This is a genomic window from Microvirga sp. KLBC 81 (assembly GCF_003075415.1).
Lineage (GTDB): Bacteria > Pseudomonadota > Alphaproteobacteria > Rhizobiales > Beijerinckiaceae > Microvirga.
In genome coordinates this window covers 1-9,858 of record NZ_QDAH01000128.1, presented here as the reverse complement: position 1 = coordinate 9,858, position 9,858 = coordinate 1, and the positions used below count along the sequence as shown (strand labels likewise).

The window sequence follows — 9,858 nt, the reverse complement described above, 5'->3', positions numbered from 1 at the left end:
AAAAAGTTTGCGCGGTGTTGAGTGGAGGGAACTGGGATTTGTGCGACCTTGCCGAGATATACAAGGTAGCGGGGTAATCAGTTCCAGCTTCGGTCAGTTCACCACTTGGATCGCAGCAGTTGAACGTCTGCAATCCTCATCGCCAAGCAAGAATCTGCCGGTTCGGAATCGACCCCAACCTTGCCATGCAACAAATGTCTACCATCTTATGTGTCCGTCCAAGGGCCGACCGACCGCTTCCCACCCAAGCACGACACATTGCGCCGCGAAAGCGAAAAACCTCGCAGGTCTCGCGCATCTCTATGTGGGGTCCATTGAAGTCACTCGACCACCACGCTTCTTGTTGTCAAGCCCGGCTCAACCCCAAAGCCTCGGCAGAATGGTGAATAGCCGTACGAGGTCGGCTGGCTGCGATTCCAAGGCTCGACTGGGATCAACGATGATCGGCTCGTGCTGTCTTTGGGGAGCTAGCACTGGCACGGCCGACATCGGGCAAGCCTAAGTGCTACAGCATCGGACGTGAAAAGTGGATTTGCACTTTTGGGATTCCATCCGATGCTTTCTCCTTCAATGAGAGCATCGTTGAGAGCGGAACCGGAGGTCCGCGTCAGCGAATAACCGGGGCCACTTTTCGCTGACGCGGCCCTTCGGTTCCGCACGATGCTCTAGCGGGAGACCTGACTGACCGCGTGCAGCAACTCCTCGATCCGGAATGGCTTCTCCAGGTGCGCTGCCCCCTTGAGAGCCTCCGGAACGCTCGCGCTGCTGTACCCGGTTGAGTAGACGAACGGCACGTTGCGCCGCTGGAGCGTTTCCGCCACCCTGAGGCCGCTCTCACCCCGCAGATTGATATCCAGCACGGCACAGGTGAGGCTCTCGCTCTCGGCCAGGGGCAAAGCCTCGGCGAGGCTGGGAACAGGGCCAACGACTTCGGCCCCACATCCTTCGAGAGCCCGGCAGAGATCATCGGCGATATAGTACTCGTCCTCCACCAGAAGGACCCGGCTGCCGGTCAGATCAGGCTTGTCAGGTTTGACGTCGCTGATTGCGCTCATCGTCGTTACCCTCTCGGCCGGATTGCTCCTGTCGCGGCGTGACGTCCATCGCGGCGTTCTGCTCATTGAGCGGGATCTCGATGACGCAGTGGATGCCGCCGGGCGTGAACTGCAACTCCGTCTGGGCATCCAGCTCATAGCGGAGAGTTCGCTCGATCAGCTCCGAGCCGAAGCCCCGCCGCCGGGGCGCCATGCCTGCGATGCTGACGGCGCTCTCGCGCCATTCCAGCCTGAGCCTCCGATCCCCATCAGCTCCCTCAATCCGCCACGCCACATCGATGTGACCTGTATCCCCGGACAGGGCGCCGTATTTGAGGGCATTGGTCGCAAGCTCGTGGATCGCCAGCCCGATGGAATCGGCCGTCCTGGCCCGCAGGCGCACCGGCGGGCCGTCGATGTGGGCCTTCTCCTCGTCCCGGACGGCAAGGTAGAGCAGTTCCTCTCGAACAAACTCCTCCAGGTCGACCCCGGAATCGGGAGCCCGAGTGGCCATGGCCTGGGCGCGGGCGAAGGCCTCGATGCGCCCTTCAAGGTGCATGGCATAGTCCTCGACCGTCTCGCTTGTGGCCGCCGTTCGCCGGGTGATGGACCGGACCACCGCCAGGGTGTTGCGCACGCGATGCTGCAACTCTGCCAGAAGCATTTTGGTGTGACGCTCGCTCTCGCGCAGCGCCTCCTCCGCCTGCTTGCGGTCGGAGATGTCGATGCAGATGACCGACCCGCCCGCAATGTGCCCTCCGGCATCCCGGATCGGGCTGACGCTGGTCAGGGCCCAAACGACCGATCCGTCCGGCCGAGCGTAGCGCGTGTCAGCCACGAACGGCTCGCCGGTGGCATAGAGGCGCTCCAGCAGAGCCGCATTCCGGTCGGCATCCTCGGGATGGATGATGTCCCTCAGGGGCTTGCCCATCAGGGCCTCAGATCCGCGGCCCGCTATGGCGCAGAAGCGGTCGTTTACGTAGGTGAGGCTGCTGTCACGCGTCTCGGCGATGCCGATGGTGGCCTGGGTGACGATGGCCCGGAACCGCTCCTCGCTCTCCCGCAGCGCCTGCTGCGCCTTCGTGAGCGGGGTCATGTCGGTGAACGTGATCACCGTGCCGCCGATATAGTTGTCGACGCTGCGGTAGGGCAGCACGCGGACCATGTAGCGGGTGCCGGTGGCAGGATCCGCAATTTCGCGATCCACGCTCCCCAGTGTCCGCGCCACGCGCCGTGCATCCTCCTGAAGCTCGTCGTAGGCAACACGGGCCTTGATGTGGGCGATCGGGCGGCCGATGTCGGTCTCGACCAGATGGAAGATCTCGGCCACGGCGGGCGTGTAGTTCATCACGCGCAGCTCGTTGTCGAGGAAGATGGTAGCGATCTGCGTGCTTTCCAGCAGGTTCTTGAGATCGCTGTTGGCCCGACCGAGTTCCTGGACCCGGTGCGCGAGCTCACCGTTGACCGTGGTCAGCTCCTCGTTGACGGATTGCAGCTCTTCCTTGGAGGTTTCGAGCTCCTCGTTGGCGGACTGAAGCTCCTCGTTGAGGGACTGGTATTCCTCGTTCGAGGATTTCAGCTCCTCGTTCGTGCTCTCCAGCTCCTCGATGGTGGCCTGAAGCCGCTCGCGGGTGATCCGCAGCTCGGCTTCGAGCTGCTGCATGTGCTCACCTTGAGGGGAGGGGGCGGAGGTTTCGCGGCCATCCTCTTCAGGGCGGGCGGCGCTGTCCTTGAAAATCACAACATAGCCTGAAGCCGGATCCGGTTGATCGCCAAGAGGCTCGACCACGATGTCGACCGTGCGGCGCTTCCCGTTCGTACCCATGGAGAGCCCATCGATCTGCACGCTCTGGTGTTCGTCGGCCGCTTTGGTCAGGGCCACGCGCAGGTCGAGGCGCAGATCAGGGTGAACGAGATTCAGCAGGTTGAGGCTGGCCGCGCCGCCAGCCGGCTCGATATAGCGGCCGGTCCTGCCTGAGAAATGCAGCACGTTGAAGTCTTGGTCGGTCACCACATAGGCCGGAGCATACCGCTCGGCGATGATCTCGGCCTGCCGCGCCAGGTTGCCCTCGATCACGCGGGGACGCGACGGCAAAGCATTGTCCGGTGGCCGGCGGTCAACCGCCGTGAACGGAAAATCAGGCATGACCCGCGCCGTTGTCTCCAGGCGCTGAAAGATGCGAAAGCCGCGATCCACCGGCGCGAAGAGCCTGGTGTGTCGGGAGATGTTCTCGGAGTTGCCCAGGAACAGATAGCCGCCCGGACGCAGGGCAAAATGAAAGAGTGGGATAACCCGGTCCTGAAGATCGGCATTGAGATAGATCAGCAGGTTGCGGCAGGAGATTAGGTCGAGCCGCGAGAAGGGCGCATCTTTGACGACGCTGTGCTGCGAGAAGATGCACATCTCCCGCAACTCCTTCACCACGCAATAGGTGTTGCCCTCCTTGACGAACCAGCGCGCCAAGCGTTCCGGGCTGACATCCTTCGTGATCGACTCCGGATAGCGCCCGACCCGCGCCGTGGCGAGGGCACGGCCGTCGATGTCGCTGGCGAAGATCTGCACATGCGGCACGGTATCGAGCCTGGCCATGTGCTCGCGCAGGAGGATGCCGACGGAATAGGCCTCCTCGCCCGTGGAGCAGCCGAGCACCCAGACCCGAAGATTGTCGTTGCGGGTCTTGCCCTCGAACAGCTTCGGGATCACCTGGGCTTCCAGAAGCTCGAACTCCCGGCGATCCCGGAAGAACTGAGTCACCCCGATCAGCAGATCGTTGAAGAGATTTTGCGCCTCGTCCGCTTGGGTCCGGAGCACCTCCACGTAAGCCTCGATGGTATCAGCCTGGGCGACCTGAATGCGACGCTGCACACGCCGGAAGAAGGTGCCCGCCTTGTAGCCGTGGAAGTCATGGCCCGTCTTGTTGCGCAGGATCGTGGCGATATTCGCGAGCGCTCCAGAGATCTCATCCGCCGCACGATCCTGGCCTGCGGTCTTCCGGTAGTTTTTCAGGTGCTGGGCATAAAGACGGATGCGCCCTGGCATCTGCTCGACCGGCAGCACGAAATCGGCCAGGGCCACAGGGTGGGCGCTGGCGGCAAGGTTCTCCGCCGTCACATTGTCGGTCTCCTCGGCCAGGGTAAGACCGCCGGCCTCCCTGACGGCCGCAAAGCCGAGGATACCGTCGCCGCCGGTGCCGGAAAAGATGATGCCGACGACGTCCTTGTCCTGATTATGTGCGACGGAGACGAAGAAGCTGTCGATGGTGCCGCGCTCGCTAGGAGCCTCCTCGGCCATTCGGCTCTGGAAGCGCCCGTTCTCGACGGTCAGGATCGTGTTGGGCGCGGACCAGTAAATCTTGCCCGACTCTAGGGGGACGCCGTCCGTCACCAGGCACAGTTCACGCTGCTGCTCGGTCAAAACCTGCCTGAAGCGCTCCTCGTCCAGAGCTTCGCGATGCTGAAAGATCAGGACAACCGCCATGTCCTGATCCAGGGTAAGATCGCTCAGGAAGCGCTCGACCGGCTGGCTGTTCGCTCCTGAAGCGCCGATGGCAACGATCAGATCCGCAGACGTATTCCCAAAGCCGCCCGTTGGGGTGGTTTCGGATTGGGCTCTCTTGTTGCTTCTTCTGGCGGCCAACTTGCAATATCCCTGCTCTCCAGAGGATTTGCCATATCAGGAGAGAACGTGCCACCCCTGACCCAGGTGAGAAGGCCTCGGTCAACCGTCCGGATTCTGCCCGCCCTCATCCACCTTGGAGCCCAACGGCTCCATGGATTGCAGCACAGCCCGGCGGAGGGTATCCACATATTGCCGGTATTCGACGGCCCGTTCCTCGTACATCTCGGCAATGGCCCTGCGGCCGCTCCGTCGCCCGTCCTTGGCCATGCGGGCGACCAGTTCGGCCCGTTCCTCGATGACGCGCAGGGCAACCCGCAGCGCCTCGTCCACGGCGCTTTCCTGCTCCCTGGCCAGCACGTCGGCGGTCATCGTGTGGCCGACCTGACAGCGGAACCGGAGCGGTCTGCTCCCCTTGATCGACGAGAGAACACCACCGCAGGAGGGGCAGGTCAGAGCGGCCGGATCGGCGAACTTCTGCACAACCTCCGTATTGACCCGCTCACCCGCGGCGATATCCACCTCTAGGCGGATGTCCGGTGGGACCGGAGCTCCGGGGCCGGCCGCCTCGCGGGCGAGATCCGATAGGACGTCGCCCATCCGGGCACTTGGAACCGAGAGGTCGACTGTGACGGCGTCCAGGGCGCTGCGCGGCATCTCATCCGCAATGGCATCGGCCGGATCCTGCACGACCGTAACGCCGCCGCAGCGCTTGACGGCTTCAAGGCCAGAGGCGCCATCGTTGAGAAGACCGCTCAAGATCACGCCGATGACCCGGGGACCGTACGCGGCCGCCGCCGACCGGAACAGGGGGTCGATGGCAGGCCGCGCCATGTTCTCGCGAGGGCCGCGGCCAAGCCTGATATGGCCCTTGGTGATGATGAGATGATGGTCGGGGACCGCCAGGTAGACGTTGCCGGGTTCGATGCGCATGCCGTCGGCCGACTGGTGGACGGGCAGGGGGCCGGCGGCAGATGCCACCGTCGCGAGGATGCCGATGCTCCGGGCGGGGATGTGCAGCACAATGAACACGGCGGCCGGCAGATCCGGCGGAAGAGCACCCAGGATCGTCTTGAGAGGGGCTGTTGCTCCCGAAGAGCCTCCGATGACGATGATGTCGCGATTGCTCATGAGAGGCCCTCGGAGTGTCGTGATAAGAAGTGAACAACAGGCACGGAGCACAGTTCCTTCAGGAGCGGGAGGTGGCGTGAATTCCTGAGAAAAGTCGGTTTTTGCGGGGGGAACTCAGGCCCGCGGCAAGCGTCAGCTTGTTGGGCACTCGACGAGCGCTCCGTCCAGTGTGAGTGCGACCATGCCTGATCCTGCTCTCGAATGGGAACACCTTGCGAAGGCCGAGCGCGACATCGCCGAAGGCGAGAGGCGCATCACCCGCCAGATGCTCCTCATCGAGAAAATGCTTCAGGAGGGCCGCGATACGGCCGAGGCCGAAAAGCTGCTGCTCATCCTCCGGGAAACCCTTGCCGAGTGGCAGGCCCACCGGGAGGAGATCCTGCGGGATCTGGAGCGCCACAACCTGCTGCGCTCCAGCTGAGGGACGGTGAATTCGCCTTCGGGTGGCCCCAAATGGGTGGATGAGTCGGAATCCGGAGTATCGGCGTACAGGGGACGGTCAAAACTCGGAGGCCTGGAGGTGGGGTGATGAAGTCTACACTGCACGAACAGGCCGCGTCGAACCCACTGCTGCGGAAGCTGAGCAGCATTGCCGACCTCTCGGATGAGGAAAGACAGGCGGTCCTGGACCTGCCTGTGACCGTGAAGGTGTTCGAGGCGGACACCGACATCATCCAGGATGGAGATCGTTCTTCGGACTGTGCCCTGGTTCTTAGCGGCTTCGTTTGCCGCTACAAGATCCTGCCCGACGGCAAGCGGCAGATCATGGGCTTCTACATCCCGGGCGATATCCCGGATCTGCAAAGTCTCCACTTGCACGTCATGGACAGCAGCGTTGGGGCCCTTGCGAGAAGCAGCATTGCCCTAATCCGGCACCAGAGCCTGCGGGACATGCTGCGACGCCACCCCAACCTGAGCGACATCCTCTGGCGCGACACCCTGATCGATGCGGCCATGTTCCGCGAGTGGATGATCGGTTTAGGCCGCCGGTCGGCCTATCAGCGCATGGCGCATGTTCTTTGTGAGCTTCAGGTCCGAATGAAAGCGGTCGGACTTGCCAGGGAGAATGGGTGCGAACTGCCGATCACCCAAAATGAGTTTGCCGATGCCCTGGGGCTCTCGACGGTGCATGTGAACCGCGTTCTTCAGGATCTTAGGAGGGACGGCTTGATCGTGCTGCGGGGCAGTATGTTGGAGATCCCGAACTGGGAGGCTCTCCAAGCCGCCGGTGAGTTCGACCCGGCCTATCTTCACTTGAAGAGATAGGGATCAGAGGAGACCTGGTTCTCCTGACAAGAGAGGGGGCCACAGCTTCGAACTGTTGCCAGGGTCCTTGCTGCTACGAACTGAGACGCTCGCACGCGTGGCTGCACCGGGTTTTACGCCCCGCATCCGATCGGTTCTGAAGCATTCTGGATCTGAGATCCCGATTGAAGCTGCCGAACCGTCGATACAGAAGGCGGATTCTGAATTTGGATTGGGAAGGTCGGCAACTGGCACGGGATGGTGCGTCCTCGCGCCTGACACCACCTGTCGGACCAGTGGCCTATCGGCAAGAACAGGCCAGAGTACCGCTCATCTCAGCCTGACAGCAGGTCATTCAGTCAAAGTCTGCGCGACTGTGCTGGCATCCCCGCGCGCTGGAATGCGCGTTGGCAGAGGGTCTGGAGGTGAGTGAGGCTCGTCTGGGCAACATTCAGCTTGTCGACTGGACCGTAGGTTATCCCGCGGTTATCCCGCGCTCGAAGCCCAGCGTGGCTTTGACGAAGAGTTCCTGCAACGCTTCGCGCGTGTTACGGTCGGCGATGGCACGGCACCGGGCATAGGCGCTCGGTTTCTTCTCTCGAAGGCTTGCCACAGCGTCTGATCCCTGCTGTGCGAAATCGGCCGCAACGACCTCAAGAAGCTGCTTTCCCAGCCGCTCACGTTTCGTCGGCTCCCCGGCCGCTGGAACCGGCTTGTCGGGGCCGGCGTGTAATCGCAGGAGTGGCTTGAAGGCGACGAGGTCGCTCACCAGGCGGGCATAAGCGACCGGGTCGCGCTCTCGTAGAGTAGTGACCACCTGCGGCCCGTGGGCAGCCAGATCATCGGCCACGATCGCGACCACCGTCTGTCCGACCCGGTTGCGGGCGTTGAGCAGGCGACGAGACTGAGCCTCTGGCGGCTTTTGGTCGTCAGGTGGCTCTCAAGTCGGCGGCCGACCCTTCTCCATGGCTTTCGGTTCGGCATTGGTGTCCCGATGGGCAAGGTTGATGACACCAAAGGACACGCGCGTCGCCGTGCCGTCCGGATGCACATCGACCAGCCGGGTCCAGAGATTGGCCCAGTCCTCGTTACAGGAGACGTTCAATGTCAGAACCGGACGACCGAGAAGATCGAGCGTCTCCTCGAGGGCGCGGTTTCCACCACAAGCGAACCGGCATCATCGATGCGCTGGTCGTCAGGGAACTCACCATCCGGCTTCAGGGTAAGGTACTCACCGGAAGCCGTGCCCGTATCGAGCAGAGATTTGACGTAGACCGGATTTTGCCGGTGCATGCGTCGACGGGACCCCCAGCTTCAATGCGCCGGCGGCACCCACAGCGAAGGAAATGACTTCAGGCTCCTCCCAGCGTTCCTTGGCGATCCAGAAGCCGGGGGCTTCACTGCGATGTGGCTGTGGCTTCACGCCGTCGAGGATATAGGTGCGCACCTGAGGAAGCTGATCGGCACCGGTTTTTTCATCGCGAAGCCACCGGTTCCACCAGGCGATGGTCTCGCCGATGAAATCCCGACGGGGCTTGGACCAGACGAAATGCGGATATTTGTGAATCCGCGGACCGATCAGCGCTTTGGCGTTCTCCGGCATGCCCTCTACGGCGGCGAGCGGTGTATTGCGGTAGCCGTCGGCCCAGCCGGCGATGACGAGGGCAGGGAACTCGACGGCAGAAACCTCGACGGCAGAAAAATCCTCGCAGATCGAGCCATGTTTCCAGAATTCATCGCGCCGCTGATGCGATAGCCATTCCGCCATGAGGAACGGCTCGTTATCGAGCCGGTGCAACGACATCTTCTTCCAGCGTTCGCCGACGAGAACAGGATCCGGCGGGCGCGATTGGTAGCCTAACATGGTGCCGCCCAGGAGAGCTGGGTATAGAGATGGCAGCCATTCTTGTAGTGAATATCGTCGTTGTAGCGGTCGACGGTCGGAAAACCGGATCCACTTTTCCGTACCAAACGATGCGCTAACCGCCAGTAACTTACTCAACTTGAAGTCGGCAAAGAAATGATATATCACCCGTAAATAACAACCTATACGGGCATTATGCTCGGGTTGGAAATGGGGGCAGATGAGTGTCTCGCTGCTAATTAGGGCCTTGAATGAGGCGGCACATATTGTCCGTCTTCTCGAAGGCGCAAGAATGCAGACACGTCAGCCTGACGAGATCATACTGGTCGATTCTGTGTCAACTGACGGTACTGTTGAGATCGCTGAGCGCTTCGGCGCAAAAGTCGTAAGAATTGATCGTGATCTTTTCATCCACGGGAGGGCGATCAATATTGGCGTGGAGCAGCCGACAGGCGATATCATCGTTTTGGCAAGCGCTCACGTTTATCCAAGCTACCGGGATTGGATTGAACGAATATATGAAGCGTTTTCTGACGAGAGGGTATCGCTTGTCTACGGACGGCAGGTTGGAGATGCTCGCACGAAACTGTCTGAGCATCGCATATTTGAGCAATGGTTCCCGGCGCGGTCCGTAGAAAATCCGGCCAGCTATTTCTGCAACAATGCGAACTGCGCTGTCGGGCGGGAAGATGTGCTACGATACCCATATGATGAGTACCTTACGGGCGTCGAGGATATTGCATGGGCAAAGGCTCTGTTATCCCGCGGCGGACGTATCGTCTATGATGGTAAGCGGGGCAGTTTTGGGGGCCGCGGGCCTCAGGCTGACTGGATGACGAGGGTGGCGAGCGGCGGGATCTTCGGCTGATCTCCGTTCAGTCCCAGCCGGTCCCCGAGATAGGTGAAAAACGACAGCCCGAGCTTGCGGCAGGTCTTCTGCAGGCCCAGCATCACGTCGCGTGCCAGGC

7 protein-coding genes and 1 pseudogene are annotated in these 9,858 nt (G+C 61.8%); 3 read left to right on the top strand and 5 right to left on the bottom strand.

Annotated elements, in window-relative coordinates:
- Positions 1 to 665: 665 nt before the first annotated feature.
- The 3 genes from DC522_RS31005 to DC522_RS30995 all read right to left on the bottom strand — a co-directional run bounded on the left by DC522_RS31005 (position 666) and on the right by DC522_RS30995 (position 5,781).
- A complete protein-coding gene (locus tag DC522_RS31005) occupies positions 666 to 1,055 on the bottom strand; it encodes a response regulator (protein ID WP_116532330.1) in 390 nt (129 codons plus the stop codon).
- Positions 1,027 to 4,593 (bottom strand): CheR family methyltransferase, encoded by a 3,567-nt coding sequence (locus DC522_RS31000; protein ID WP_245444708.1) that lies wholly within the window; start codon positions 4,591 to 4,593, stop codon positions 1,027 to 1,029. Before DC522_RS31000 ends, DC522_RS31005 begins: the two co-directional genes overlap by 29 nt.
- A gap of 159 nt (positions 4,594 to 4,752) precedes the next feature.
- The gene (locus tag DC522_RS30995; protein WP_116532328.1) at positions 4,753 to 5,781 is read right to left on the bottom strand and encodes a chemotaxis protein CheB; all 1,029 of its coding nucleotides are present in this window, start codon (positions 5,779 to 5,781) and stop codon (positions 4,753 to 4,755) included.
- A gap of 181 nt (positions 5,782 to 5,962) precedes the next feature.
- On the opposite strand from DC522_RS30995, the gene DC522_RS30990 reads away from it, so the two are divergent.
- Both DC522_RS30990 and DC522_RS30985 read left to right on the top strand, forming a co-directional pair.
- A complete protein-coding gene (locus tag DC522_RS30990; RefSeq protein ID WP_116532327.1) occupies positions 5,963 to 6,202 on the top strand; it encodes a hypothetical protein in 240 nt (79 codons plus the stop codon).
- A gap of 107 nt (positions 6,203 to 6,309) precedes the next feature.
- Entirely contained in the window at positions 6,310 to 7,047 is a 738-nt protein-coding gene (locus DC522_RS30985) for a Crp/Fnr family transcriptional regulator (RefSeq protein ID WP_116532326.1), read from the top strand.
- A gap of 454 nt (positions 7,048 to 7,501) precedes the next feature.
- Here the strand turns inward: DC522_RS30985 and DC522_RS30980 are convergent, their stop codons facing one another.
- Both DC522_RS30980 and DC522_RS30975 read right to left on the bottom strand, forming a co-directional pair.
- On the bottom strand, positions 7,502 to 7,888 hold the full coding sequence (locus DC522_RS30980; protein WP_116532325.1) for a hypothetical protein: 387 nt from the start codon (positions 7,886 to 7,888) through the stop codon (positions 7,502 to 7,504).
- A gap of 90 nt (positions 7,889 to 7,978) precedes the next feature.
- Positions 7,979 to 8,967: pseudogene (locus DC522_RS30975) on the bottom strand (CocE/NonD family hydrolase); the annotation flags it as partial.
- A 143-nt stretch (positions 8,968 to 9,110) separates the two neighbouring features.
- Between DC522_RS30975 and DC522_RS30970 the strand changes: the two are divergent.
- Complete coding sequence (locus tag DC522_RS30970; RefSeq protein WP_116532324.1) at positions 9,111 to 9,758, top strand: glycosyltransferase family 2 protein; 648 nt, start codon at positions 9,111 to 9,113, stop codon at positions 9,756 to 9,758.
- The last annotated feature ends 100 nt before the right edge of the window (positions 9,759 to 9,858 follow it).